Origin of the sequence: Litorilinea aerophila, assembly GCF_006569185.2 — a bacterium.
Lineage (GTDB): Bacteria > Chloroflexota > Anaerolineae > Caldilineales > Caldilineaceae > Litorilinea > Litorilinea aerophila.
On sequence record NZ_VIGC02000019.1, the window covers coordinates 1 to 26,132 of the forward strand.

At 65.4% G+C, this 26,132-nt stretch carries 18 protein-coding genes and 1 pseudogene; 8 read left to right on the forward strand and 11 right to left on the reverse strand.

What is annotated here, in order from left to right:
- Together FKZ61_RS14600 and dnaA are read right to left on the reverse strand one after the other, a co-directional pair.
- A pseudogene (locus FKZ61_RS14600) lies at positions 1-212 on the reverse strand (DNA recombination/repair protein RecA); the annotation flags it as partial.
- Between the two features lie 257 nt (positions 213-469).
- Positions 470-2,113, reverse strand: coding sequence for a chromosomal replication initiator protein DnaA (gene dnaA / locus FKZ61_RS14605; RefSeq protein ID WP_211358570.1), 1,644 nt, complete (start codon positions 2,111-2,113; stop codon positions 470-472).
- Between the two features lie 998 nt (positions 2,114-3,111).
- Here dnaA and FKZ61_RS14610 point away from each other — a divergent pair.
- On the forward strand, positions 3,112-3,924 hold the full coding sequence (locus FKZ61_RS14610; RefSeq protein WP_211358571.1) for a class I SAM-dependent methyltransferase: 813 nt from the start codon (positions 3,112-3,114) through the stop codon (positions 3,922-3,924).
- On the opposite strand, the gene FKZ61_RS14615 is transcribed toward FKZ61_RS14610, so the two are convergent.
- Positions 3,885-5,393 (reverse strand): alkaline phosphatase family protein, encoded by a 1,509-nt coding sequence (locus tag FKZ61_RS14615; protein WP_141610870.1) that lies wholly within the window; start codon positions 5,391-5,393, stop codon positions 3,885-3,887. The genes FKZ61_RS14610 and FKZ61_RS14615 overlap by 40 nt on opposite strands.
- A 158-nt stretch (positions 5,394-5,551) precedes the next feature.
- Here FKZ61_RS14615 and FKZ61_RS14620 point away from each other — a divergent pair, with 158 nt between their 5' ends.
- Positions 5,552-6,313 carry a glycerophosphodiester phosphodiesterase gene (locus tag FKZ61_RS14620; protein ID WP_141610871.1) on the forward strand — a complete coding sequence of 254 codons (762 nt, stop codon included), beginning with the start codon at positions 5,552-5,554 and terminating at the stop codon, positions 6,311-6,313.
- Positions 6,314-6,339: 26 nt separating this feature from the next.
- Here FKZ61_RS14620 and FKZ61_RS14625 read toward each other — a convergent pair whose 3' ends face one another.
- The 5 genes from FKZ61_RS14625 to pgi form a co-directional block, all read right to left on the reverse strand.
- Complete coding sequence (locus tag FKZ61_RS14625) at positions 6,340-7,107, reverse strand: metallophosphoesterase family protein (protein ID WP_141610872.1); 768 nt, start codon at positions 7,105-7,107, stop codon at positions 6,340-6,342.
- 262 nt (positions 7,108-7,369) lie between these two features.
- On the reverse strand, positions 7,370-8,413 hold the full coding sequence (locus tag FKZ61_RS14630) for a hemolysin family protein (protein WP_141610873.1): 1,044 nt from the start codon (positions 8,411-8,413) through the stop codon (positions 7,370-7,372).
- A 78-nt stretch (positions 8,414-8,491) separates the two neighbouring features.
- A complete protein-coding gene (locus FKZ61_RS14635) occupies positions 8,492-9,976 on the reverse strand; it encodes a PA14 domain-containing protein (RefSeq protein ID WP_141610874.1) in 1,485 nt (494 codons plus the stop codon).
- Between the two features lie 87 nt (positions 9,977-10,063).
- Positions 10,064-11,221 carry a M20 family metallopeptidase gene (locus tag FKZ61_RS14640; RefSeq protein ID WP_141610875.1) on the reverse strand — a complete coding sequence of 386 codons (1,158 nt, stop codon included), beginning with the start codon at positions 11,219-11,221 and terminating at the stop codon, positions 10,064-10,066.
- A 38-nt stretch (positions 11,222-11,259) separates the two neighbouring features.
- The gene (gene pgi / locus FKZ61_RS14645) at positions 11,260-12,903 is read right to left on the reverse strand and encodes a glucose-6-phosphate isomerase (RefSeq protein ID WP_141610876.1); all 1,644 of its coding nucleotides are present in this window, start codon (positions 12,901-12,903) and stop codon (positions 11,260-11,262) included.
- 222 nt (positions 12,904-13,125) lie between these two features.
- Here pgi and FKZ61_RS14650 point away from each other — a divergent pair, with 222 nt between their 5' ends.
- The 3 genes from FKZ61_RS14650 to FKZ61_RS14660 all read left to right on the forward strand — a co-directional run bounded on the left by FKZ61_RS14650 (position 13,126) and on the right by FKZ61_RS14660 (position 16,302).
- Entirely contained in the window at positions 13,126-13,557 is a 432-nt protein-coding gene (locus FKZ61_RS14650; RefSeq protein WP_170199762.1) for an archease, read from the forward strand.
- Positions 13,558-13,707: 150 nt separating this feature from the next.
- Positions 13,708-15,159, forward strand: coding sequence for an RtcB family protein (locus tag FKZ61_RS14655; RefSeq protein WP_141610878.1), 1,452 nt, complete (start codon positions 13,708-13,710; stop codon positions 15,157-15,159).
- A 180-nt stretch (positions 15,160-15,339) separates the two neighbouring features.
- Positions 15,340-16,302, forward strand: coding sequence for a D-2-hydroxyacid dehydrogenase (locus FKZ61_RS14660; RefSeq protein ID WP_141610879.1), 963 nt, complete (start codon positions 15,340-15,342; stop codon positions 16,300-16,302).
- Positions 16,303-16,529: 227 nt separating this feature from the next.
- On the opposite strand, the gene FKZ61_RS14665 is transcribed toward FKZ61_RS14660, so the two are convergent.
- From FKZ61_RS14665 to FKZ61_RS14675, 3 genes are read right to left on the reverse strand one after another with little or no spacing between them, the layout of a single operon-like run.
- On the reverse strand, positions 16,530-18,365 hold the full coding sequence (locus FKZ61_RS14665; RefSeq protein WP_141610880.1) for an ABC transporter ATP-binding protein: 1,836 nt from the start codon (positions 18,363-18,365) through the stop codon (positions 16,530-16,532).
- Positions 18,362-20,236, reverse strand: a complete 1,875-nt coding sequence (locus FKZ61_RS14670) for an ABC transporter ATP-binding protein (protein ID WP_211358572.1) — start codon at positions 20,234-20,236, stop codon at positions 18,362-18,364. Before FKZ61_RS14670 ends, FKZ61_RS14665 begins: the two co-directional genes overlap by 4 nt.
- Before the next feature lie 14 nt (positions 20,237-20,250).
- Positions 20,251-20,697: a MarR family winged helix-turn-helix transcriptional regulator gene (locus tag FKZ61_RS14675; RefSeq protein WP_141610882.1), complete on the reverse strand. Its 447-nt coding sequence runs from the start codon at positions 20,695-20,697 to the stop codon at positions 20,251-20,253.
- A 219-nt stretch (positions 20,698-20,916) separates the two neighbouring features.
- On the opposite strand from FKZ61_RS14675, the gene FKZ61_RS14680 reads away from it, so the two are divergent.
- From FKZ61_RS14680 to FKZ61_RS14690, 3 genes are all read left to right on the forward strand, one after another.
- On the forward strand, positions 20,917-23,391 hold the full coding sequence (locus FKZ61_RS14680; RefSeq protein ID WP_141610883.1) for an AAA family ATPase: 2,475 nt from the start codon (positions 20,917-20,919) through the stop codon (positions 23,389-23,391).
- Entirely contained in the window at positions 23,388-24,602 is a 1,215-nt protein-coding gene (locus FKZ61_RS14685) for an McrC family protein (protein ID WP_141610884.1), read from the forward strand. The genes FKZ61_RS14680 and FKZ61_RS14685 overlap by 4 nt, the downstream gene beginning before the upstream one ends.
- Before the next feature lie 164 nt (positions 24,603-24,766).
- The gene (locus tag FKZ61_RS14690; RefSeq protein WP_141610885.1) at positions 24,767-26,104 is read left to right on the forward strand and encodes a hypothetical protein; all 1,338 of its coding nucleotides are present in this window, start codon (positions 24,767-24,769) and stop codon (positions 26,102-26,104) included.
- Positions 26,105-26,132 lie beyond the last annotated feature (28 nt).

The following is a 26,132-nucleotide window of genomic DNA, read 5'->3' on the forward strand; positions in this document are numbered from 1 at the left end:
CCCGAGCTTTCGGGCCCGTAGATCTCCACAATGCGGCCCCGGGGCATGCCGCCCACGCCCAGGGCGATGTCCAGGCTCAGGCTGCCCGTGGGAATCACCTCCACCTGCAGCCGCTTCGCCTCGCCCAGGCGCATCACCACACCTTCCCCGAAACGTTTGTTGAGGCCGGCCAGGGTTGTCTCCAGCGCTTTCTGGCGACCGTCTGTGCTCATTGCTGACTCCAAACACTCTAACATGGTTGGCGGTGTATGCCGATACGGGCCGTCCATCGCCAACACATCTGTTAGCGTTGTTCCATTGCCACTATAGCGTGCTGTATAGTTTACTGTAATTGATCCGATAATGCAAAAGTATAAAAATGTTGACTATGTGAAAATAAACCGAAGAAATGGCCCAAGGTTCGGCCCTGCTTTGGGCCGAACCTCTTTGCAGGCGCATTCCGTATGAGAGGGCAGAGCCGGCAATCTCCTCAGGCCATGGGCACGTAAATTTTGTCCCGCAGGGTCATGATGGTAAGCCGCAACGCCTCGTCCCGTACCAGGTCTTCGGCCACCTTTTCGACGCCGTAGCGAACGGTGCTGTGATCTCGGCCCCCCAGTTGCTCGCCGATGGCCGGCAAGGAGAGGCCGTTGTCCTCCCGCAGGAGGTACATGGCAATCTGGCGGGCCGTTGCGACGTCCTTGGTGCGCCGGCGGCCGGTGAGATCCTCGGGGCGCAGGTTGAAGTGCTGGGCGACGATGCGGATCACTTCCCCGGGCGTGCAGGCGACGCGCTGGGGGGCCAGGTCATCCAGGATGCTGCGCGCGAAGGCCAGGTCGATGGAGCGGCCCACCAGCCGGGCCTGGAGGCACAGGCGATTGAGCGCGCCTTCCAGCTCCCGAATGTTGCTGTCCACCCGTTCGGCAATCAGCAGGAGGACGTCGTAGGCCACCGGGATCCCCAGCTTGTTCGCCTTGGACTGGAGGATGGCCACCCGGGTTTCGAAGTCGGGCTGGGCGATATCCGCCTGTAGCCCGCCTTCAAACCGGCTCCGCAGCCGCTCCTCCAGGGTGGCCAGGGCCTTGGGTGGGCGGTCGCTGCTGAGTACCACCTGGCGCCCCGCAGCGTGGAGATGGTTGAAGGTGTGGAAAAATTCTTCCTGGGTACTCTCTTTGCCGCCGATGAACTGGATATCGTCGATGAGCAGGATATCCACCTGGCGGTATTTATTGCGGAATTCTTCGGTGCTTTGATTCCGAATGGCACTGATAAGTTCGTTGGTGAACTGCTCCGACGAGCAGTAGAGCATCTGGTAGCCCCGCTCCAGGGCCGCATTCCCGATGGCGTTCAGCAGGTGGGTTTTACCCAGGCCCACGCCGCCGTAGATGAAGAGGGGATTGAAGCTCTGGCCCGGCGTGTCGACCACGGCCAAAGCGGCCGCGTGGGCCAGGCGATTGTGATTGCCCACCACGAAGGTGTCGAAGGTATGGGCCGGGTTCAACTGGCTGGCCAGGCGCGGTCGTGGGCTGCTGCCCGAGCTGGCCGGCGGCAGGCCGGACGACCCGCCCGTGGCCGGCCGATTGCCCGGCAGTCGCTTGTGGACGGTCACCTCGGTCCCCTCCCCCTGGGGCGGCGTTCGGCTGGAGGACTCCTCCTCATCCAGCGCCATGGCGTAGAGCGGCGCCTGGGGAGCCACTGCCTCAGCCGCCTGGGTCCGGGGACACACCCGGAATTGCACCTGCACCGAACGGTTCATGATGCTGCTCAGGGTGCGCTTGATGTTATGGCGGAGCCGATTTTCCAGCCAGTCCCGGGCGTAGGCGTTGGGCATGCCGATGATAAATTCGCCATCTTCGTAGGCCACCACCACCGTATCCCGCACCCAGGTATCATAGGTGGCGGAGGGCATCTGCAGGGCCAGTTCGCTCAGGGCCATCTGCCAGATGACATGGGGATCGAACTGATCGCCTGCCGTCGGCTGTTCGGCCGGGCAAAGGTCGCCCCCCGGCGAGGCCTCCGCCCACGCCTGGAGGAGCGAATCCCCGGGTTTTGTCTCCTCTTCCGGGGTGACCGACTCCCCTGGGACCTCTACCCCTGGGGCCGAGTCCGGCCCGGTGGCCTGATCTGTGACCACGGGTAGCGTAGGTCGGGCCAGGACACGATGATCGCCTCCGGAATCCTGCGGGTTTCGTTTTTGACGCGAGCGCCCCGATGAAGACATCGATTTTCGTTTCAAATTCCTCCCTCCTGACTGCGCCTGGCTTCGCCACGGGCTATGCCCAACCAAACGGTCCCTGTTCTTGTCATCCATAGAAAAAGATGGCGCAAAAAATTTTGTTGCGCGCAGTACGGCAGGATGTATTGTGAGACTGATTGTTCAATTGTTTCTGATGCCAGCAGCCGCTCCAGGCGGTCTGGCATCAGAAAATAGATGAGGTGGCATACTCAAGGTACGCCGAATTTAACGGGGTGGTTCGTGTATGAAAGGTCGATTTTGAACGAATAAGTTCCCCGTGAAAGCCCCTCTGTTTGAGCTGTACCGCTAAGTGTAACAGAATCAGGGCTGAATGCCAATGCGTCCTGGGGGGCAGATTGGCACCAATGTCGCTATTTATGGTCAACATGTGGGGGTGGAACGCCTGTGCTACGCGAGATATTGAGGCAGGCAAAAGGGCCAACGCGAGATAGCCGTTCAGTCGGCGGAGAAATGATGCATAACTTTAAGGTGAAATACGCGATTGCGCGAAAGCCCTCTGATTGCCGTGAAACTTGTCCCCAATTGGATATCGGGGAGTTTCCCCAGCATGGCAAAGTTATCCACAAAGTTATCCCCATCTGGGGATAAGTCGGCGCCAGTTATGGGCAGTGGGATGGCCTGGTGGGGAGGCGGAGGAGAAGGGAGTGTGGAAGCAATAAAAATTGCGAAATTTCCCCGGCTGGCGTGTATAATGACGGCGTGGCCAGGCCTCCAGCCGGAGTGCCAGGCGGCTGCCGATAAACCGCCGAAGATTCATTAGTAAGCCCACGGCAGAAACCGCAGATTTCACAGATGAGCCCAGATTTTCCAGCAAGAGAATCCGTGGCTTTAGACGGAAGATTCATCAGTAGATTCGAGCCCACCAGGAGGTCGCTGTGGACGAACCGACGCAGAAGAAACAATTGGTGCAGCGCCAGTTTGGTGCCCATGCCCATGCCTACGCCACCAGCCCGGTTCACGCCCGGGGGGCCAGCCTGGCCCGCTTGGTAGAACTGGTGCAGCCCGAGCGCCCCTGGCAGGTGCTGGACATTGCCACAGCGGCTGGCCATACCGCCTTTGCCTTTGCGCCCCATGTGGCCCATGTGGTCGCCACTGATCTCACTCCGGAAATGCTGGGCGTGGCCGCCCGCCTGGCTGCGGAAAAGGGGCTGGCCAACCTTTCTTTTCAACAGGCCGATGCGGAGGACCTCCCCTTTCCGCCCGGGCGTTTCGACCTGGTGACCTGTCGCATCGCTCCCCACCATTTTCCCCACATCGACCGTTTCCTGGCTGAGGCTGCCCGGGTGCTGCGGCCAGGGGGGATCCTGGCCGTGGTGGATAACGTGGTGCCAGGGCCCGGGGATGCCGGTGAAGCTGCCGATGAAGCCCTGCTGGCAGCCGGTCGATACATCAACGACTTCGAACGGCTGCGGGATCCCAGTCACCACCGGGCCCTGAGCCTGGGCGAGTGGCTGGCGGCCCTGGAGGGTGCCGGCTTCCACCTGCTCCACCAGGAGACCGCGCCCAAGCGCATGGAGTTCCAGCCCTGGGCCGAACGTATGGGCGCGGCGCCAGAGACCATCCAGCTGCTGCGGAGCATGCTGGAGGACGCGCCGCCGGCAGCCCGGGACTTCTTGCGTCCGGAGCTCAGCGACGGCCAGCTCTTCTTCTACTTGACCGAGGCCATCCTGGTGGCGTCCCACGGATAGCGGGTGTCGGGCTGCAGCGCGCCGTGCAGGTAGCTGGTGGCGCCCACCCGGTGGAGCTGGAGCTGCGGGTCGGTCAGATCGGCCGCAGACCGCTCTGGCCCGACCACTTCATCCCGCGGTTCCCCGGGCTCGCCCTGGGCATCGGCCAGGAGTTCCCACAGCACCCGACCGTCGACATGCGAGGGAACGGGCAATTGCAACAGGGTAAGCACCGTGGGCAGCAGATCGATGGCGCCAGTGGGCAGGGAGGAGAGCAGCCCTTCCTGGAAGCTGGGGCCGTTGGCGATGAAGAGCGCGTGGAGGTCGTAGGGCGACAGGGAGCCGTGGGAAGAGCGCAGCGCCGACTGGGTGGTGAGGGACATGACGGTGCCCGGCACGCCGGCTTCGCTGGGCGCATGGCTCCAGCGGGGTGAGACGGCGAGGAGAGGGCGGCGAGCGTTGAGATGGCCCTGCCAGACCCGTTCCAGATGGATGACGCCTGGCAGGCTGGCCAGATCCGGCCGACCGGCCAGGACCACTCCGGTCCAGGGTTGGGCCAGCAGCCAGGCCACCAGGGGCGCAAGCTCCGCGGCTGTGGGTTCTGCCGTGCCCGGCAACCCATAGATGTAGTCGCTGGCCGTGGCCAGGGGAGGCAGGGGACGGCCTATCTCGGCCGCGGCCTGCTGCAGGTAGTCCCGCAGGGTATTGTGGGCGGCTACGGTGGAATGGCCATGGTCAGAGATGAAGAAGATATCGAACTGGTCACGCAGGCCGCGCGCCTCCAGCCCTTGGAGCACCCTGGCCACACAGTCGTCGACCACCTGCAGCGCTTTCCGGGCTTCCGGCGAGCCCAGCCCGTGGTAGTGCTGACTGTTGTCTGGCTCGTTCAGCCATAGAACGATCACCCGATTGGCCGGATCATCCAGAAAGAGGTCGGTCACGGCCGCGGCGGCGTAGTGCTGGCGGGCGGCACTTTCCTCCCGGGGGGGCACTTCACCCAGCTTTTCCCGCAGGTCGTAGAAGTCGGCGATGCCGTAGGCGCTGTTGGGGTTCACCACACGGCTCAGATGGCGGTGGGTCCAGAGCATGGCCGCACCCGAGCTACTGGTGGCGGCTACGGCGACCCGCTCGCCCCGTTGGGCCAGCAGATCGCCCAGGCTGGGGGTCAGGAGCGCGCGGCCGCGGCTGGCCGCCTCCAGGGCCTGGATGTGCTGATAGTTGGAGGTATCGACAATGTGGTCTTCCGTGGCATGGGGGACCAACATGGTGTTGGCCACGATGCCGTGGTGGCCCGGCGTGGTGCCGGTGGCCAGGGTGCTGATATTGACCCGGGTGTGGGTCGGGTAGACCGCGTGGTGTTCTTGGCTGCGGGCGCCCCTCGCGGCCAGTGCAGCCACGGTCGGCATGAGCTGGGGATCCAAAAGGTCCGGGCGGAGGCCGTCGGCGCCGATGATCAGCACGCGCCGGGGTGATGGCCGATGTGAACGCATGGGAGATCCTCCTTCGCTTGTCCTGGAGCAGCGGATGCCGGGTATTGTAGCGGAGCGCGGGCATATTGGCCAGGGGGATCTGAGCGAAATGATGAACCGATGGCGACATCCGCCACATCACAGCGGATCATGGCATCCACCCAAGAAGGGAGCTTTGCATGTCACTGCCCATCCCAGTCCCAGCGACTTTTCGCATCATCGCCCATCGGGGCGCCTCCGCCTATGCGCCAGAGAACACCCTGCCCGCCTTTCGGCTGGCCCAGGAAATGGGCGTGTATGAGGTGGAGCTGGACACCCAGTTGACCACAGATGGCCAGGTGGTTCTCTGCCACGACGCCACCCTGGCCCGCTATGGCCATGGCCCCCGGCGGGTGGAGGAGATGCGCTGGCCCGAACTGGCCGGGCTAGACATGGGTTCCTGGTTCTCGCCCTTTCTCTTCGGCGGCGAGCCCATGGTAACCCTGGAGCAGCTCTTCCAGGTTTTCGAAGATCGGCTCTTCTATCACATCGAGTTGAAGGGGCTGGCGCCTGGCCTGCCAGCCGCGGTCCACCAGCTCATCCGGCGGCATGGCCTGCGCCACGTCTGCCTGGTTACCTCCTTTGCCCGGGATTCCCTGGCCGCCATGCGCAGCCTGGACGCCACCCTGCCCATGGGCTGGCTGGTGCGTGCCATCGACCAGGAGGCGATGGCCGGGGCCAGGGAGCTGTCTTTGGCGCAGCTTTGCCCGGCGGCAGAGGAAGTCACGCCAGAGGCGGTGGCCCAGGCGCGGCAGGTCGTGTCTGAGGTGCGGGCCTGGGGCATCAACGGTACCCGGGTGTCCACCCAGGCGGAGGAAGTGCAGTCGCTGATCCGGCGGGTCTTGGCGGCGGGCTGCGACGGCATGACCATCAACTGGCCCGATTGGGTGCGCCATGGTTGAGCAGCCGGCCCTGCCGGGGGATTGGTTCAGGCGGCGGCTGCCAGCAGCGGATCCGGGCGGGTTGCCTCGCGCAATAGGCGAGCGATGGCCAGGGGCATTCCGCTTTTTTCTACCGCCCGGGCGGCGGCATCCACGTCATATTCAACCCGGTGAAAATCGACCTGCTGCTTTCTGGTGTCGAAGATGGCAAACGCAGCCCGGGGATCCCCGTCCAACGGTCGCCCCACGGAACCGGGGTTGATGAAGAGGGTGGTGCGGACAGAGCCCGGCTTCTTGCCCTCGTGCCAGGAGCGGAAGGCGTAGGGGTGGTGGGTGTGGCCCATGATGACCACGTCGGCCGCCAGCCGCGCAGCCAGCCGGGCCATCCGGTCGGGGTCGTCGGGCATGTACCAGTCGTCCAGGGCATCCAGGCCGGCGTGCATCACCTGGATGTGGAGGCCATCCAGCTTGAAGGACAGGGTCATGGGCAGATTGCGCAGGTAGTGTTTTTGCTCTTGGCTCAGATGGGCCTGGGCCCAGGCCAGGGCGGCCCGGCGCAGGGGCTCCAGGGCAGGGCTGGACGGCCTTTGGGATGGCTGGGGCAGATCCCAGGCCACCGCGGCATCGTAATTGCCCGCCGCACAGGGGATGGCCATGTGGCGCAGCAGGTGGATCACCTGGCCGGGGTGGGCGCCAAAGCCCACCAGATCGCCGGCACAGAGGATGATGTCCACCGGGTGGGCATACAATTCTTGCAGGACCCGGGTGAGGGCATGGATATTGCCGTGGATGTCGGAGATCAAGCCGATTTTCATGGAGGCCCTTTCGTGGTCGATCCGGCGTGGGGACTTGTCCGCTCTTTTCGCTTTGGTTTCTCTCTGGAGATCCTCCGCTTCTTCTGCCCCCGCGGTGATGGTCGTTCTCTTCCTGGGGTCACCTGCCCTGGCCCCAGTAAAGCCTCCCCGAGTTATGGCGATGTCAACGCCCCGTTAGCAAAGGAACAATGGATTGTTAACGCTGTGTTCATCGGTGAAACCGGGTGTTTCTGCCGTGGACTCGTCTGTGGGCCGAAACAACTCAATCCAGCAGGCCTTCCTGGTTGCGCCAGGATGCCTGGGTGCGTTGGCGGGCGGCGGCCCGCAGGTCGGGGAATTCGTCGGTCTCGTCCACGATGGCGCCGGTCAGCGTCTCCAGGACATCCTCCAGGGTGATGACCCCGGCCACGCCGCCGAACTCGTCGATGACCACGGCCAGATGCTGCCGGTTGGACTGAAAGAAGTCCAGCAGGGCATCGGCCCGCACCGAGTGGGGCACAAAGTGGACCGGCCGGACGAACTCGGCCACGGTACGCTGGCCCTCCTGCCGGATCAAGGCCGCCAGCAGATCCGTCTTCAGGGCCATGCCCAACACGTCGTCCACCGATTCCCCGGTCACCACGATGCGGCTGTGGGGCGAGGCGATGATGGCTTCCTGGGCCTCGGCCAGGGTCATGTGGGCCAGCAAGGAAGTCATGGCCACCCGGGGCGTCATCAGGTCCCGGGCGGCCAGGTCGTTCAGCAGGAAGACCCGGCGAATCATCTCGGACTCGTCCTCTTCGATGCTGCCCTCCTCCTCCCCAATTTTGGTCAGCAATTCGATTTCCGACTCGTCGGTGAGGGGAAAGCGCTGGCCCCGGGTGAAGGGAGCGGTGATCTGCTCGATGAGCCACACCAGGGGGGTGAAGACGTAGGTGAGCACCTGGATGGGACGCGCCGCCGCCAGGGCGATGGGCTCGGCGAACTGCTCGCCGATGGTCTTGGGGATGATCTCCGCAAAGATGATGACCAGAAAGGTGAGGATGCCCGAGAAGACGCCCAGCCACTGTTCTCCCAGCACATGGGCCGCCAGGGTACCCACCGTGATGCTGCCCACGATGTTGGCGATGTTGTTGAGAATCACCACCGTGGCGATGGGGCGGCTCATGTTCTCTCGGATAGCCAGCAGCGCGCCGGCGGCCGGGTGCCCTTCCTCCAGGAGTTGCCGCACCCGCACGATCCGAACCGAAAAGAGCGCGGCTTCCGTCCCCGAGCAGATGCCCGAGGCTAGCAAGACGAACAAAACGGCAAATAGCAGTTGGTACATGGATGGTGAGTCGTTCGCTTTCCCGTGGGGACAGGATTCTGTGGATGTATGGTTTGCCCAGCCCAGTTCGGCCCTGGGCTACGGCGCCAGCCGGGGACCGAGATCCTCGATTTCCCGGTACCACCAGATCCGCACCCGGGCTGTTCCGCCTCGCTCGTAATATTCTACTCGAATTTCATGTTCGCCACGGCCGATGGCATCGAACCGATTGCGAGTCTCCTGGAATCCATCGCGCCAGGCGTCGATCACCTGGATACCGTCGATGTAGACCCGGACGCCATCGTCGCTCTGGGCCACGAAGGTGTAATCGCCAGCCTCGAAGAGGAAGCGCCCCACCCACCGGGCAGACCAGTCATCGCTGCTGACGATGCCGGGCGCCGGCGAATCCAGCCCCCAGTCCCGGTCCAGCGGAAATGTGCCCCGGGGTTCTGTCCGGGAGAGCACGGCAGGGGGCTGCAGGCCGGGGTTGTTGTAGTACGTGGCCTGCCAGTCGGTGCTGTAGGCCACAGGCGTCACCTCAAATTGCAGCAGCGCCTCACCGCCCGCCTCAAAGTACTCCACCCGCAGGGGGTAATCTCCTGCCAGCCGCCGGACCACCTCCCGCTCCCGGGCGGCGCCTTCCTGCCAGGTGTCCATCAGGAGCTGGTCGCCCAGAAAGACCCGGGCGCCGTCATCCACCCGCAGGAAGAACCGATAGTCGCCCGGCGGGAAGGAGACCACCCGCTCGAAGCGAATGGAAAAGTTATCCGCCGGGAGATTGGCCGCGGGCGCGCCCTGGCCCCAGTTAAAGTCGATGGCCGGCACCGTAGTCACCAGGACCGGGCTGCCCGTCAGGTCCCGATTGGGGAAGTAGCTGGCCTGCCAGGCCGTCACCGACACAGGCGGCGTGGGCGTGGGGGTGGGCGTGGCTGGCGGCTGGACAGGGACCACGGCCACCGTCCCCAGGTTGCCTGCCAGCTCCACGTCGCCATCCGACACCCAACCGACAAAGGTGGCCGAGCAGCGGATCTGCCACCAGGTGGCCTGGTTGTTCCGGCCGATGATGGGGCAGGCCTGGCCGGCAGCCAGACCGCCGACCAGGGGGAATTCTGGCCCAGGACCTGAGCGCACGGCCACCGACGGCGTTTGAGCCCGGGCGGTGGGAACTGTCGGTGTGGGCGTGGGCGTCGGTGTCGGGGTAGGCTGGGCCTCGGGCTCCGCCACTTCGATAAACCGGACCACAATCTCCGGTTGGTCGCTCAACCGTCCGGCCGGGTAGAGGGTGCCCCAGACCTTGACCAACAGCCCCGGCCCTCGGGCGCGCAGGGCCATGATCTGGGCTTCGACGGCGGCGGTCTCCCCCACCAGGCCATACGCGGAGTCGTCCGCGGTAATCAGATAAGTCTCAAAGGGCTGGCCGGGCGCCAGCTGCAGGGTGCCCGGCAGGGCGAAGATGGGCAGGAGATCGGACGTGGCCGTCTCGACCTCGTCCGGCTGCTGCGCAGCAACCGACAAGGGGTGGCCGCTGAGAACTGCGGTCAGGGCCAGGATGGCCCCCATGGCCCACCACAGGAAAGGTTTCATCTCCTGCCCTCGTTGAATCTCCGACGGCCAGGCATATGGCCGTCCACGGGGAGACAAGCCGGACGCCCCGGCGCCGCGGCCGTCCCCCTACAGCTCCAACAACAGGGCGGTGAGCAGCGCCGCCCGTTCGGGAATGCGATCCACTTCGATGTGCTCGTGGTCCGCGTGGGCCCCGTGACCCGGCACCCCCAGGCCGTCCAGGGTGGGGATGCCCAGCGCGCCGGTGAAGTTGCCGTCGCTGCCGCCGCCAGTGCCCCCTTCCTGCAGATCCAGGCCCAGTTTGGCGCCGATGGCTTTTGCCCGCTCGAACAGGGCGCCGGTGGCGCTGCGTTCCAACGGCGGGCGATTCCAGCCTCCCCGGACCTGGATACGGGCGCCGGGGAGTACGGGCTGCAGGCCCTGGACCGCAGCCACCAGGCGATCGGCCTCCTCCTGGGTCCAGGCCCGCAGGTCGATGTGGGCCGTGGCGTGGGCGGCCACCACGTTGGAGACAGTCCCGCCCTGGACCACGCCCACGTTCACCGTGGAGCCCTTCTCCAGGTCGGTGAAGCTGTGGAGGCGAAGTATCTGGTGGGCCAGCTCCTGGATGGCGCTGATGCCCTTTTCCGGTTCCACGCCGGCGTGGGCGGCCCGTCCCTCGATCTCCAGGACGAAGCTGCCGCCTCCCTTGCGGGCCGTCTTCAGCACGCCGCCGGGCAGGGGCGATTCCATGACCAGGACGTAGGCTGAGTGCCGTGCCTCTTCTTCGATGAGGGTCCGGGAAGTGGGGCTGCCCACCTCCTCGTCCGAGGTCATCAGGACGGTGACGGGCCGGGGGAGGGGGAGCTGGAGGTCGCCCACGGCCCGGAGTACATACTCCACCAGGGCGAGGCTGGACTGCATGTCGAAGATGCCGGGCCCATAGGCGCGGCCCTGTTCGTCCACCCGGAAGGGGTGGGTGGCCAGGGAACCCACCGGCCAGACGGTGTCGTAGTGACAAAGGATCAGGGCCGGCTGGGCGCTGTCCTGGGCGCCCTCGGGGGCGGTGGGGCGGAAGGTGGCCCGCACGTGGTTGCCCCGTTCGGCCACGGGGATGATGGTTACCTCGGCGCCGGCCTGGCGCAGCCGCCCGGCCAGGAACTCGGCGAAGGCATCCAGCCGGGGCTTGTCGCTGCTGGGGGTTTCCTGGGTGACGAGGGCTTCAATGGTGGCCAGGATTTCCGCCTTCCTGGCGGCAAAGTAGTCCAACAGATTCTGGTAGGACATGGGTGGCTCCGGTGTGGTGTTCTTTTCGGAAGCGGATCTCACTCCCGGATGCTCTTGTAGTAGTTGATCAGCCCGTTGGTGGATGAATCGTGGCTTCGGACCGGTTCTGGGTCTTTGAGCTCGGGCAGGATGGTCTTGGCCAGCACCTTGCCCAGTTCCACGCCCATCTGGTCAAAGGAGTTGATGTCCCAGATGGCGCCCTGGACGAAAATTTTGTGTTCGTAGAGGGCGATGAGGGAGCCCAGGGTCTCCGGCGTCAGGCGCTTGAACAGGAAAGAGTTGGTGGGCCGGTTGCCGGGGAAGGTCTTGGCCGGCACCAGGCGCAGAAGCTCCTCCCCGCTGATGCCCTGGGCCTCCAGTTCGGCCCGGACCTCCTCGGGCGTCTTGCCCTTCATCAGGGCTTCCGTCTGGGCGAAGAAGTTGGAGAGCAGGATGGTGTGGTGTTCGCCCAGGGGGTTGTGACTCTGGGCCGGGGCCAGAAAATCGCAAGGCACCAGCTTGGTTCCCTGGTGGATGAGCTGGTAGAAGGCGTGCTGGCCGTTGGTGCCGGGCTGTCCCCAGATGATGGGGCCGGTGCTGTAGTCTACCCACTGTCCATCCCGGGTGACACTCTTGCCGTTGCTCTCCATGTCGCCCTGCTGGAAATAGGTGGCGAAGTGCTCCAGGTACTGGTCATAGGGCAGGATGGCGTGGGTTTCGGCGCCCCAGAAGTTGTTGTACCAGATGCCCAGCAACCCCATCACCACCGGGATGTTCTCCTCGAAGGGCGTGGTGCGGAAGTAGTTGTCCACCTTGTGGGCGCCTGTCAATAGCTCCTCGAAGCGATCCATGCCGATGTAGAGGGCAATGGAGAGGCCGATGGCTGACCACAGAGAGTAGCGGCCGCCCACCCAGTCCCAAAATTCGAACATGTTCTCCCGGTCGATGCCGAAAGCCTGGACGGCTTCGCTGTTGGTGGAGATGGCCACAAAGTGCTTGGCCACCGCTGCCTCGTCCTGGGCCGTGGCCAGGAACCAATCCCGGGCCGAGTGGGCGTTGGTCATGGTCTCCTGGGTGGTGAAGGTTTTGGAGGCAACCAGGAAGAGGGTGGTCTCCGGGGAGACTTGCTTGAGGGTCTCCACCAGATCGGTGGCGTCCACGTTGGAGACGTAGTGCACCCGGAGGTTGGGATGGCCGTAAGGGCGGAGGGCGTGGGTGACCATCTTGGGGCCCAGGTCCGAGCCGCCGATGCCGATGTTGACGATGTCGGTGATGGGCTGGCCGGTGTAGCCCAGCCACTGGCCGTTGCGCACGGCCTCGCTGAAACGGCGCATCTTGTCCAACACCCGGTTGACCTCGGGCATCACATCTTCGCCATCCACGTAGATGGGCGTGTTGGCGCGATTGCGCAGGGCCACGTGAAGTACGGCCCGGTTTTCGGTGGTGTTGATCTTCTCGCCCCGGAACATGGCCTCGATCTTCTCGCCCAGATGAGTCTGCCGGGCCAGGTCCATGAGCAGCTTCATGGTCTGTTCCGTGATGCGATTCTTGGAGTAGTCGAAGAGGATGTCTTCAAAGCGCAGGGAGAAGCGCTCGAAGCGCTGAGGATCCTGGGCAAAGAGGTCCCGCATGTGTACATTGGCCATGGCCTGGCGGTGCTCCCGGAGGGCCTGCCAGGCCGGCAGGGTAGTAATCGATGCCATTATGCCTCCTGATATCCGAGAACGATTCTGTTCCACTGGAGGGAATTCCCTGGCCCCGGTCCCATTTTAGCACAAGTTGGCATAAAGGGGACTCTCCCCGGCCCTGTCCGTTGACTTTGCCAGGGGCGTATCCTATACTGAAAACAACAACAGCCATTCCAACCAGAACATGGAGATCCGATGGAGCGCCCGACTGCCGAAGGGCCTGAGGGGCCGTTGCCCATGGCTACATGTACGTACGAAGAGTTGGCTCATACCGCGGAAATTGGCCTGCGGGTGCGTTCGGATACGCCCGAAGGCCTTTTTGCCTGTGCTGCCCGGGGCATGTTTGCCCTGCTCAGCGTGGAGGTGGACCGCAGCACCCCGCCCATTCGCCGGGACGTGCATCTCACGTCCATGGACCTGGAGAGCCTGTTGGTGGACTGGCTGAGCGAGCTGCTCTACCTTCATGAAACCACGGGCGCCGTTTTCCAGGAGTGTGTGGTGACCCACTGGCAGCCGGATGCGCCGGATGGCCCCACCCTGGGGGCCACGGTCCAGGGCTATCCACCTGTCACTGCGCCCAGGCTGCAGATCAAAGCCGTCACCTACCATGACCTGCTTGTGGCCGCGGACGAAGATGGCTGGGTGGCCCAGGTCTACTTCGACATCTGAGGGTTCGGCTCCGGCGCATCTTCGGCGCCCGGGCGTCCCGGCTTTCCCGGCCATCCAGGGAACGGTATGGAGTGGCCTGCCGGCAGCGATCCGGACAAGCCGCCGTTGTCCACCGGCTGGGCTGGCAGCGCGGAAGGAGGGAAATGCAACATGGTGCAGATGAAAGATCTGATTCGCATCGACAAGTATGTCTGGGAAATCCCCAAAAGTTATCGCCATGACATGCGGGTGCCGGCTCGCATCTATGCCAGCCGCACCCTGCTGGAAAAGGCGTTGACCGACAAAAGCATCGAGCAGCTGGTCAACGCCACCACCCTGCCCGGCATCGTCGGCTATGCCATTGCCATGCCAGACGTACACCAGGGCTATGGCTTCCCGGTGGGGGGCGTGGCGGCCACCCGCCTGCCGGACGGCGTCATTTCTCCTGGGAGTATCGGCTACGATATCAACTGTGGGGTGCGCCTTCTGGCCAGCGACATCTACGCGGATGAGATCGAGCCCCATCTGGATACCCTGGCCACGGCCCTCTATCAGAACTGCCCCAGCGGCGTGGGACAGGGCGGCCGCTTCCGCCTGAGCGATAAGGAGCTCGACCAGGTCTTGGCCGAAGGCGCCCACTGGTGCCTCTCTCGGGGGCTGGCCACCAATGACGATGTACGCCATGCAGAGGAGACCGGCCGGCTGCGGGGTGCCGATCCCGCCCGGGTCAGCAAGCACGCCCGGGATCGGGGACGGGACCAGTTGGGCACCCTGGGCGCGGGCAACCACTTCCTGGAGGTGGACCAGGTCACAGCCATCTACGACGAGGAGGCGGCCGAGGCCTATGGGCTGCGCCTGGGCCAGGTGGTGGTCCTGATCCACTGTGGCTCCCGGGGGCTGGGGCATCAGGTCTGCACCGACTATGTGCGGGACTTCCAAAAGGCGCTCCAGCGCTACCACATCCAACTGCCGGACCGGGAGCTGGTCTGCGCACCCCTCAACTCGCCCGAGGGCGAGGCCTACACCGCGGCCATGCAGGCTGCAGCCAACTTCGCCTTTGCCAACCGCCAGGTGCTGGCCCACCTGGTGCGGGAGACCTTCGAGCAGGTCTTCGCGGGCACGGGCCTGCCCTTTGACGTGCGTCAGGTCTACGACGTGGCCCACAACATCGGCAAAATCGAATGGCACACCGTGGACGGCCAGCGCATGCAGGTCTGTGTCCACCGCAAGGGCGCGACCCGGGCCTTTGCACCGGGGAGCGACGAGATCCCACCCGATTATCGGGCCGTGGGCCAACCGGTGCTGGTGCCCGGCTCCATGGGCACGGCCAGCTATGTCCTGGCTGGCACCCAGGGCGCCATGGAGCAGACCTTCGGCTCCACCTGTCACGGCGCGGGGCGCAACCTGAGCCGCACCGCGGCCAAGAAACAGGTGCGGGGCGAGGAGTTGAAGCAGCGGCTGAGCCACCAGGGCATTCGGGTGCGGGCCGGCAGCATGCGGGGGCTGGCCGAGGAGGCGCCCGTCGCCTACAAGCAGGTGGAAGAGGTGATCGAAGTGGTGGAAGGCGCCGGCATCGCCCGCGCGGTGGCCCGGCTGGAGCCCATGGCCGTGATCAAAGGCTGAGGGCATCCGCCGCTTTCGGTAGCGCTACATGAGACCATGGCCGGCCTTGGGCCGATGATTGAAATCATCGGCTGGCACACCCCAAGTGCGTTAAAACGCACTCCACGGCACGGATGGCACCCGGTTTGAATCCGTTTTCAACGGAAAAGTCACTCTTTTCATTGACACAGGGAGAAGCACATGAAGGTACTGATCGGCGCCAACCCCATGGGGCTGGAAAAGGCCATGCCGGAGTTGCAAGCCCAATACCCCGAACTTGAATTCGTCCACTGCCCCAACCGGGACGAGACAGCCCGCTACATTGCCGACGCAGACATCTACCTGGGCTGGCTGAACCGGGAGATCTTCCTGGCCGCCAAACGCCTCCGCTGGATCCAGTCGCCCAGCTCCGGCATCAACTACTACCTGGAGATCCCCGAGCTGGTGGAGAGCGACGTGATCCTGACCAGCGCCCGGGGAACCCACGGCGCCTGCCTGGCCGAGAGCGTCTTCGGCATGATCCTGGCCTTCACCCGGGGCATCCGGGAGAGCATCTTCCGCCAGCAGGAACATCTCTGGGACAACCGGGGTATCCGGCCTAAGCTGGTCGAGCTCACCGGCAGCACCCTGGGCATCATCGGCTTTGGCGCCATCGGCCGGGCCATCGCCAAACGGGCCCAGGCCTTCGACATGCGCATCGTGGCCGTGGACGTTGTCCCCCAGGACAAGCCCGACTATGTGGCGGAGCTCTGGCCCCTGGAGCGGTTGGACGACCTGCTCCGTAGTGCGGACTACGTGGTGGTCACCGTACCCTACACGCCCCAGACCGAGGGGATGATCGGCGCCGCCCAGATCGCCCAGATGAAGCCCACGGCCATGCTGGTGGGGATGTCCCGAGGTGGCATCATCGACCAGGAGGCCCTGGCCCAGGCCCTGCGGGAAAAGCGGCTGGCCGCGGCCGCGCTGGACGTCTTCAAGCCCGAGCCCCTGCCGCCGGACAGCGAGCTCTGGGACCTGGAGAACCTGCTCATCACGCCCCACATCGCCGGCGGCACCCAGTTCGAGGGGCAGCACATCCTGGAGATCTTCCGGGAGAACCTGGAACGCTTCCTCCAGGGCCGCTTTCCCCTCCGCAACCAGATCGACAAACGCCAGGGCTTCTAGCGAAATTTACCACCGGTCGAAGTTGACCCGTAGGGCGGGCGTTTAACCACCGAACGTGGCCGAGAAACCAGGGCGCCCGGCGCATCCCATGCGCCGGGCGCCCTTCGTCCGCTTGCCCTATCCGGTGGCGGTGGACGGATGCCTCCATCCTCTCACATCAGCGCCCTACCCCCTACCGTCTACTGACTACTGACTACCGTCTACCACCCCTCCTCCACGCGCCCCCTTCACGACTGGGCCAGGACCATCTCAAAGCGGCGGAACTGGCTCATGTAGAGGTCGTAGTAGAACCCCTTCTGGGCCAGCAGCTCCTCATGGGTGCCCCGCTCGATGATGCGGTGGTCGTTGACCACCAATACCTGGTCCGCGTTGCGAATGGTGCTCAGCCGGTGGGCGATGACGAAAGAGGTGCGCCCTTCCATCAGCCGCAGCAACGCCTCCTGGATGTGCATCTCGGTGCGGGTGTCGACGCTGCTGGTGGCCTCGTCCAGGATGAGGATGCGGGGATCGGCCAGGATGGCCCGGGCGATGGCCAGGAGCTGGCGCTGCCCCTGGCTGAAGTTGTGCCCCTGCTCCGAAACGTGGGTGCGGTATCCCTCGGGCAGGAGGCGGATGAAGCGGTCGGCGTTGGCCAGTTTGGCCGCGGCGATCACCTCCTCGTCGGTGGCGTCCAGACGTCCGTAGCGGATGTTGTCCATCACCGTGCCGGAGAAGAGGAAGGTGTCCTGCAGGACGATGCCCAGCTGTTCCCGCAGGGAGGCCTGTTGCACGGTGCGGATGTCGTGGCCGTCGATGTAGATGGCCCCTTCGTCCACGTCGTAGAAGCGGCTGAGCAGGCTGATGATGGTGGTCTTGCCTGCGCCCGTGGGCCCCACCAGGGCGATGGTCTGGCCGGGCAGCGCCTCCAGGCTGACGTCGATGAGCACCGGTTTGCCCGGCTCGTAGGAGAAGGTGACGTGGTCGAACTTCACGTGCCCCTGGATGTTGCGCAGGGGCTTGGCGTCGGGCAGATCCTGCACGTCCGGCTGGGCGTCCAGCACTTCGAAGATGCGTTCGGCGCCGGCCAGGGCCGACTGCAGGGAGTTGTAGACCATGGCGATGCCCCGCATGGGCCGGAAGAAGTTCATGATATAGACCACAAAAGTGGCCAGCACACCCACCTGGACGATGCCCCGCAGGGCCAACCAGCCGCCCAGCAGGGCTGTGGCCGCGATGGTGATGGTGCTCATGGTGGTGAACATGGGCCCCAGGGCCGCGGTGATGATGTCCGCCTTGATCCCCGCGGCCCGGTTGGCCGCGTTGGCCTCCCGGAACTTGGCGATGGCCGCTTCCTCCCGGGCAAAGGCTTTGACGGCCCGGATGCCTGCGATGTTCTCCTCCATGATGGCGTTGAGCCCACCCAGATTGCGCTGGACGTTGCGGAAGGCCCGGCGGCTGTAGCGGGTGACCAGGGTGGTGATGTAGAGCATCAGGGGCAGCAACACCGACATGGCCAGGGCCAGGGGCCAGTTCAAGAGGAACATGGCGATCATGATGCCGCCCAGGGAGAGGATGTTGGTGGTGAAGTCGATCAGGCCGTTGGAGAGCACGCTGTTGATGGCCTCGGTGTCGTTGGAGAGGCGGCTCATCAGGTCGCCCACCCGGTGGCGGTCATGGTAGGCCATGGACAGGGTCTGGATGTGGGAGAAGAGGTTGGCCCGGATGTCCGCCACCAGATGCTGGCCAATGCCCACCATCAGGAAGCCCTGGATCACCGCGGCCAGGCCCGCGCCCACGTAGACGGCCAGCATCAGCAGCACCGTGCGGCCCAGCCCGGGCAGATCCCGGGGGATGACGTGTTGGTCGATGGCCCGCCCCAGGAGGATAGGGCCCGACAGGCTCATCAGGGTGCCGGCCACCACCAGCGCCGCCACCAGCATCAGCCGGCCGGCGTAGGGGCGCAGGTAGTGGGCCAGGCGGGCCAGGGTGGAGCGGGTATCCTTGGCGCTTTCGCCGGTGAGCCGGCCGCCGCCGCCGATACCCAGGCGAATGGCGCCGGCCGGTCTGCCAGTGTTCTGGGTCATGGCTCCCTCCGGTCTGGGTGTGAAGTCTGGGAGGCGTCCAGGGGAAAGTGGGCCAGACTCTCCTCGCCAAACTGGGAACGGAAGATGTCGCGGTAGATGGGGCTGGTGGTCAGCAGCTCCCGGTGGGTGCCCTGAGCCACGATCTGGCCACCGTCCAGGATGAAGATCTGGTCCGCGTTCAGGACGCTGCTGATGCGTTGGGCCACGATAAAGGTAGTGCAGTGGCGCATGTAGGCGTCCAGCGCCTCCTGGATCTTGAACTCGGTGTCCATGTCCACGGCGCTGGTGGCGTCATCCAGGATCAGGATGCCGGGTGAGACCAGCAAGGCCCGGGCGATGGCGATGCGCTGTTTCTGCCCGCCGGAGAGGTTGGCCCCCCGGGCTTCCACCATGCTGTCGTAGCCCTGGGGCATGGCCATGATGAAATCGTGGGCCTGGGCCGCCTTGGCCGCCGCGATGACCTCCTCCATGGATGCGTCGGGCCGGCCGTAGGCGATGTTCTCCCGCACCGTGCCGCTGAAGAGCACCGTCTGTTGCATCACCATGCCGATGTGCCGGCGCAGGGAATGGGGCGACCACTGGCGCACGTCCACCTGATCCACGGCGATGGTCCCGTGGGTGGCTTCGTAGAAGCGGGGGATCAGGTTCACCAGGGTGCTCTTCCCCGAGCCGGTGGCGCCCAGCAGGGCGATGCGCTGGCCGGGCTTCACCTGGAAGCTGATCTGTGCCAGCACGTCCTTGTGGCCGTTGACGTTCCCGTTGGGGCCGCCGTTGACCGCCGCCGGCGTCCGCATGCCGGCCCCGTTGCCCTGGAAGGCCGGCGCCGGGGTCGTCTCCTCCGGCGGCGCGTAGGCCTCGTAGCGGAAGGAGACCTGGTCGAAGCGGACGGCGCCGTCCAGCGCCTCCGCGGTGTGGGGAGATTCCGCCACACGGATGGCCGGCTCCATGTCCAGCACCTCCAGGATGCGGGTGGACGATGCCTCGGCCCGGGAGACCATGTTCAGCATGTTGCTCAGGAGCAGCAGGGGGGCCATGCCGATCATCAGGTAGTTGTTGAAGGCGATGAGCTCCCCCACCGACAGGCGGCCGCCGATGGTGTCCAGGCCGCCCCACCAGGCCACGGCCACGATGCCCAGGTTGGTGATGAGCCCCAGGGAGGGCATGGCCAGGGCCATGAGCCGGCCCACTTTGATGTTCTCCGCCATGTAGGCTTCGTTGCCCTGGCGGTAGCGCTCAATTTCGTAGGGCTCCCGCACGAAGGCCTTGACCACCTGCACGCCGGCCAGGTTCTCCTGGACGATGGTGTTCAGCGCGGCCAGTTTCTGCTGGACCACCATGAAGAGGGGGGCGGCCACCCGCAGGATGGAGCGGATAACCACGGCGGCGACGGCCAGCATGATGAAGATGATGGTGGAGAGCTGCAGGTCGGTGACGGTCAGCATGATCACACTGCCGATGATCATGAGCAGCGCCCGCAACAAGAGGGAGAGGCCGGCGCTGAGAAACATGCGCACCACATCCACGTCGCTGGAGATGCGGGTCATGAGCTGCCCCGTCTGCATCTGGTCCAGGTTGGCAAAGGAGAGGCGCTGGATGTGGGTGAAAAGTTCGTTGCGCAGGTCGTAGGCAATGCCCTGGGAGAGTTGCGCCCGGGAGACGCCCTGGCCCAGGGTGGCCAGGGCACCGACCAGGGCGGTCACCAGCATCACCAGGGACCCATTCCAGATGGCCTCCCAGTTGCCGCTCCGGATGCCCTGGTCCACCACATACTGGAGCATGCGCGGCACCACCAGCTCCATGGCCACCGGCAGGACGGTGGTCACCAGCCCCGCCAGGAGCACCCAGCGGTAGGGCCGCATGTAGCGGGTCATACGTCGTAGGGATCTCATTCGAGTTCTTGAACCTCCATTAGTCTCATGATGTCGTCCAGCGCCTGGTTGATCATCTGCAGACGCTCCGGGGGGAGGGTGCCCAGCCGTCGTCGCAGCAGGGGAATGCCGCCCATGGGCGCCTTCTGCGCGATCTCCCGGCCCGCCGGCGTCAGCTCCACGATGACCACCCGGTTGTCCTCGGGCGAGCGGGTCCGGGTCACGTAGCCGTCCGCCTCCAACTGGGCAATGACCGTGGAGGCCACGCTGGCGCTGCGGTAGAGGTATTCCTGCACCTGGCCGACCGTGGCAGGGCCCGATTCCAGCAGGAAGCGCAGCACGGAGAACTCCCGGGGGCGCACGCCATGTTCGGTCACCTGGCGGGCGTACTGGCGCAGATAGCGGTTGAGGATGAGAAATTTGTGGATGGCCTCACTGGCCAGCTCTTGCGGTGGTGTGTCCACAGGTTTCCCCCTTTGGACTTGCCGTCAGATAGTTTCTTGTAGAAAATTTCTGTATAGAAATTTTCTGTGCGGAAGTATAGATCCACAAGCCGGGTTGTTGTCAAATTGGTCAGAGCCTGCATGGCTGTGTCATCGCTGGCGGATGGATTATAATGGACTTGATGATTTGTCGTGGTTGAGATGGACAAGAGGGCAAGCCAGCCTGTGGGCAAGGCACGAATGGACGAAAAACGCCAGGAGTTTGCAGCGCTCCTCCAGGAATGTGGCCAGCATTACCTGGATACCGCCGAGGGACGGGCCCAGGCCGAGGCCTATCGCCAGAGCCGCCAGGAGGCCCAGCGCCACTTCCAGGAAGTGCAACGCCTGGCCGAGCAAGGCCTGGACATCACCGAGGCCGTGCTGTTGAAGCTGCTTCCCCACCCCGACACCGCCGCCAATCGCTGGCGGGGGGCCTGGATCCACGGCACCCCGGCGGCGATGGGCGACGTGCGCAGCCGCTATGAGGCCGCAGGCTGGATCCAGCCGGAGGATTGGCCCCAGGTGGCTGCAGCCATCTATGAGCTGGTGCGCCGCTGTGTGGCAGAGCCCGCCGCCCTGGCCGATGCCTGCCAGGCTTTCAGCGCCCTGCCCTACACCAAAGGCTTTCAGGCCGGCATGCTCTCGCCCATCCTCAACGCCCTGCGGCCGGATGCCTTCCTCCTCTGGAACAGCCGGGTCTGCCAGGTGCTCAACTACTTTACCGGCGCTTCTTTCACCGCGGCCTTGCTCGATTACCCCCAGGCCAACGCCGCCCTCCAGACGTTCATCGCCGCGCACCAGGAGTTGCTGGCCCAGGTCCATGGGCGGTCAGCCGAACCGGCCGACACCTTCGACCGCTTCTGCCACTGGCTGGTGACCATCCGCCGTTTTCCCCTGCGGGCCATCCGCTTCTGGCGTATCGCCGCGGGGGACGATTTCTGGCAGTGGCAGGAGTGGCGCGAGGGGCACTACGTGGCCGTGGGCTGGGACGAACTGGGCGATCTGGCCGGGATCGACCGTCGGGAATTTCAGCGGCGCCGGGATAGCCTGGTGGCCCAGTATCCCCAGTGGACCAAGCGCGGCGCGGATCAGGCCTGGCGCTTCGCCCGTCAGCTGGCGGAAGGCGACCGGGTGGTGGTCCACGTAGGCGGGGAGGTGGTGCTGGCCATTGGGACCGTGGCCGGCGCCTACTACTTCGTGCCCGATCTGCCCCTGGGCCATCGCCGGCCGGTGGAATGGCACGATCTCACCCCCCGGGCCATCCACCAGCCCCGCTGGCGGGACACCCTGGGCGAGCTCACCGAAGCCGAGTTCCTGGCCATCCAGGAGGCGCCGGCCAGCCAGGTGGATGTGGCCGCCCTCTTTGACCGGGAGCCGCCGCTAGAACCGCCCGCCACGCCCGAGTTCCTGCGCTTCTGCGCCCCCATGGTGGCAGCGCTTCAGGCGCGCGGTGGGCAGGGGCCGGCCCGGGAGGTCACCGAGGAGGTTCTGGACCGGATGGGGCTGCCGGCGGATGCCCTGGCTGGCGGCGGCGCCCGGGGGGGCAGCCGGGTCAAGAACCAGATCCACCGGGCCCGCCATACCCTGGTCCAGGCCGGGCTGCTCACTTCTCCCCAGCGGGGCCTCTGGCAGCTCACCCGCCAGGGCCAGGCGCTGACGCCCACGCCCCAGGCCATCCAGGCCATCTACCAGGAGCTGATCTATCGCCGCCGGCGGGAGGAAACCCTGGAGAACGAATCCCCGGCCATTCGCCGGCTGACCGAATCGGCCGGGGCGTACGAAGTCACGCCGGAGCCTGCCTCGACCCCTCCGGCAGTACCCAGGGAGGACGCCCGACCCCAGCCCGCCTTCTCCCTGGCCGATTGTGCCGCGGCCACGGGGTTGGAAGAGGAGACCCTGGACCGCTGGGTGGCCGCCATTGAGCGCAAGGGGCAGGCCATCCTCTACGGCCCACCGGGCACGGGCAAAACCTACACGGCCAGGATGCTGGCCCGCCACCTGGTGGGCGGTGGGGATGGCTTCGTGGAGCTGGTTCAGTTTCACCCCGCCTACACCTACGAAGATTTTGTCCAGGGGATCCGCCCCCGGGCCACGCCCGCGGGGCTGGACTATGCCCTGGTACCCGGGCGCTTCCTGACCTTCTGCCGCCAGGCAGCCCACCGGCAGGGGCGCTGCGTGCTCATCATCGATGAAATCAACCGGGCCCATCTGGCCCAGGTCTTCGGCGAACTCATGTACCTGCTGGAGTACCGCAACGAGGAGATCGCCCTGGCTGCGGGCAACACCCGCTTCTGCATCCCGGCCAATGTGCGGATCATCGGCACCATGAACACAGCGGATCGCTCCATCGCCCTGGTGGACCATGCCCTCCGGCGGCGTTTTGCCTTCCTGCCCCTCTACCCGGATTATGACATGCTCCGCCGTTACCATGCTCGCATCCAGAGCGATTTCCCGGTGGAAGCCCTGGTGACTCTGCTCCAGCGGCTCAACCGGGAAATTCACGATCCCCACTTTGCCCTGGGGGTGACCTACTTCCTGCGCCCCAACCTGGCCGACGAGATCCGGGACATCTGGCAGCTGGAAGTCGAGCCGTACCTGGAAGAATATTTCTTCGATCGCCCCGACCGGGTGGACGAGTTCCGCTGGTCCCGTGTGCGTCGGGAACTGGGCCTATGAGCGGGCATCCTCTCCAGGTGGTGACCCTGGTGGCCTACGAGCCCTGTCGGCTGCCGGCGGAGGCGCTGCCCGCCGAGGCGGTGGCCTGGCTCTGGCAACACCACAGCCATCGGGTCCAGATCGAGCCTCCTTCGTTTAAGACCCAGGGCCAATGGCAACTCACCGCCCAGGGCTGGGCCGGCTACATTCCCCTCACGCCCAACCTGGCTCTGGCCCTGGTTCCCCGGTTGCCCATCCCCAACCTGTTTCGCCTGCTGGCCTACGCCTACGACCTGGCCGGCGTCTGCTCTCTGGATGGCTGCTTCCAGGCCGCGTCCCTCCCCGAATTTTACGGGCGGCTGGCGTGCCTGCTGGCCGAGGGGGTACTGGCGCGGCTGCGGCAGGGGATCCACCAGGCCTACCTGGTACGGGAGGGACGCCAGACCTTCCTGCGGGGTCAACTGCGCACCAAAGCCCTGGCGCAGCGGCCGTGGGAGGTGGGGGTGCCCTGTCGCTACCAGGAGTTCACGCCAGACGTGGCGGAAAACCAGATCCTGGCCTGGACCCTCCACACCATCCTGCGGGGTGGCTTCTGTCAGGGAGAGGAGCATGCCACCGTCCTCCGGGCCTTTCGGCGGCTGGCCGGCGGGGTGACCCTGCGCCCCTTCACCGCCGACGACTGTCGCGGGCGCGTCTACCATCGGCTGACCCAGGACTACCGCCCCCTTCACGCCCTCTGCGCCTTTTTCCTGGCGCAGCAGGGCCCTGCCTATCAGGAGGGGGACTGGGAGATGGTGCCCTTTTTGGTGGATGTGGGCCAGCTTTTCGAGCGTTTCGTGGCGGCCTGGCTGCGCCAACACCTGGAGCCGTCGTTGCGGGTTGCCGTCCAGGAGCGATGCCCCATTGATCCGGCCGGGAACCGGTATTTTACCCTGGACCTGGTGATCTACGACACTCGCTCCGGCCGTCCCCGGTGGATCCTGGATACCAAGTACAAGCCGGGGGCGGATGGCCCGGCGCCGGAGGACATTGCCCAGGTCCTGGCCTATGCCCAGGCGAAGGGTGCCCGGGATGCGGCGCTGGTCTATCCCATGCCGCTGGCCCAGCCCCTGGACACGGTGATCAACGGCATCCGGGTGCGCAGCCTTACTTTTGACTTGACCCAGGATCTAACCCAGGCTGGGGAAGATTTTCTGCGCGCCCTCCTCTCGCCGTGTTCACCCCATGTTTGACATGTTTGACTCCCCTGTAAGAAGGGCATTTTTGAACGCAAAGGCACAAAGGCGCAATGAAATGCAGGAGAGAGTAACCCGAATCAGCGTTCATCTGCGTGGGGCAGCGTCCTCATTTGACCTTTGTGCAGTAGTGCCATGTTTTCTGCTAGAAGAGCGCAACCATGTGGATTCCATTCACCCGTTTTCTTTTGCCCTTGGCCGTGACGGCCATGGTGCTGGAGCTGGGCAGTCAGGTGTTGAACGCCGGCATGGCCCGGATGCCCCGGGCCACCGAGACCCTGGCCGGCTACGGGCTGGCCTGGGGTCTGGTGCTGTTTCTGGCCAGCCCCCTGGCCCAGGCCAAAGAGCTGGGGTTGGTGCTGGCGGTAGACCGGGAGAGCCTGCGGCCTGTGCGGCGGTTTGTGGCCATGGCGGGTGTCATCCTCAGCGTGGGGCTGGCCTCGCTGGCTGTGACCCCAGCCGGCGACTGGGTCATCGAGGGGTTGCATGGCGTGGATCCACACCTGGGAGCGATCGTGCGGGTGGCCCTGTTGTGGCTGGCACCCTATCCGCTGCTCAAGGCCCTCTCCCTGCTCCATGCCGGCCTGCTTCTGCGGGCGCGGCGGACGGTGGTGGTGAGCTACGCCACCCTGGCCAATCTGGGGGTCAGCATCGCCACGGTCTTCCTGCTGCTGGCGGTGCCCCTGGTCCGGGCCGAGCCCATCCGCCTGCCCATCCTGGCCCTCTATGCCGGCCTGGCGGTGGAACTTGGAATCATCTTCTGGGGATATAGGCGGGGCTGGCGGCCGGCCCAGCGGGCGGGTGCGCCGGCCCCGGTACCTGGCTACGGGGCCATCATCCGCTTCTTTTGGCCCCTGGCCCTGATCATGGTGATTCAAGAGTTGAGCCGACCTGTCATCAACCTGTTCGTCGCCCGGCAGACCCAGGGGGACGCGGCCGGCGCGGCGCTGGCCATTCTGACGGTGGTGTACACCCTGGGGCGCCTGCCCTATGGCTGGCTCAACGAGATTCGCAGTCTGGCCCCCGCCTTCCAGGAGCAGCGGGGCGCGCTGGCGGCCATCCGCCGTTTTGCCCTGGCCTGCGGGGGGATCTCCTTCGCCATGATGTTGCTCCTGTTCTGGACACCTCTGCGGGGGTTCATCCTGGAAGGGCTCATCGGCTTGACGCCGGCGTTGGCTCAAGGGGCCGTGATTCCCCTGCGCATCATTTCGTTTCTGTCGTTTGTGGTCATGGCCCGGGCCTACCTGCACGGCGTGGCCCTGGTGGAGCGGCGCACGGCTGCCATGGCACCGAGTGCGCCGGCCCGTTTCGCCGCCATCCTGGCCGCGCTCATGCTTCTGCCCCGTTGGGGCATCACCGGCGCGACCCTGGGCATCTCGGCCCTGGTCACCGGCTTTGTGGTGGAAACGTTGTTAGTCTGGTGGGGCGTGCGGGGGCGGGCCCTCCTGTTGCCGGCCTCTTCGGCTGGGGGAAGGGCTGCGCCCTCTGGGCCACTGTAGTGACCGACGGCTCTTGGTCATGGGGTCG

Coding starts and splice junctions, on each gene's coding strand:
- FKZ61_RS14615 (WP_141610870.1), bottom strand. CDS start 5,393: ATGCGTTCACATCGGCCATCACCCCGGCGCGTGCTGATCATCGGCGCC.
- FKZ61_RS14620 (WP_141610871.1), top strand. CDS start 5,552: ATGTCACTGCCCATCCCAGTCCCAGCGACTTTTCGCATCATCGCCCAT.
- FKZ61_RS14625 (WP_141610872.1), bottom strand. CDS start 7,107: ATGAAAATCGGCTTGATCTCCGACATCCACGGCAATATCCATGCCCTC.
- FKZ61_RS14630 (WP_141610873.1), bottom strand. CDS start 8,413: ATGTACCAACTGCTATTTGCCGTTTTGTTCGTCTTGCTAGCCTCGGGC.
- FKZ61_RS14635 (WP_141610874.1), bottom strand. CDS start 9,976: ATGAAACCTTTCCTGTGGTGGGCCATGGGGGCCATCCTGGCCCTGACC.
- FKZ61_RS14640 (WP_141610875.1), bottom strand. CDS start 11,221: ATGTCCTACCAGAATCTGTTGGACTACTTTGCCGCCAGGAAGGCGGAA.
- pgi (WP_141610876.1), bottom strand. CDS start 12,903: ATGGCATCGATTACTACCCTGCCGGCCTGGCAGGCCCTCCGGGAGCAC.
- FKZ61_RS14650 (WP_170199762.1), top strand. CDS start 13,126: ATGGCTACATGTACGTACGAAGAGTTGGCTCATACCGCGGAAATTGGC.
- FKZ61_RS14655 (WP_141610878.1), top strand. CDS start 13,708: ATGGTGCAGATGAAAGATCTGATTCGCATCGACAAGTATGTCTGGGAA.
- FKZ61_RS14660 (WP_141610879.1), top strand. CDS start 15,340: ATGAAGGTACTGATCGGCGCCAACCCCATGGGGCTGGAAAAGGCCATG.
- FKZ61_RS14665 (WP_141610880.1), bottom strand. CDS start 18,365: ATGACCCAGAACACTGGCAGACCGGCCGGCGCCATTCGCCTGGGTATC.
- FKZ61_RS14670 (WP_211358572.1), bottom strand. CDS start 20,236: ATGACCCGCTACATGCGGCCCTACCGCTGGGTGCTCCTGGCGGGGCTG.
- FKZ61_RS14680 (WP_141610883.1), top strand. CDS start 20,917: ATGGACGAAAAACGCCAGGAGTTTGCAGCGCTCCTCCAGGAATGTGGC.
- FKZ61_RS14685 (WP_141610884.1), top strand. CDS start 23,388: ATGAGCGGGCATCCTCTCCAGGTGGTGACCCTGGTGGCCTACGAGCCC.
- FKZ61_RS14690 (WP_141610885.1), top strand. CDS start 24,767: ATGTGGATTCCATTCACCCGTTTTCTTTTGCCCTTGGCCGTGACGGCC.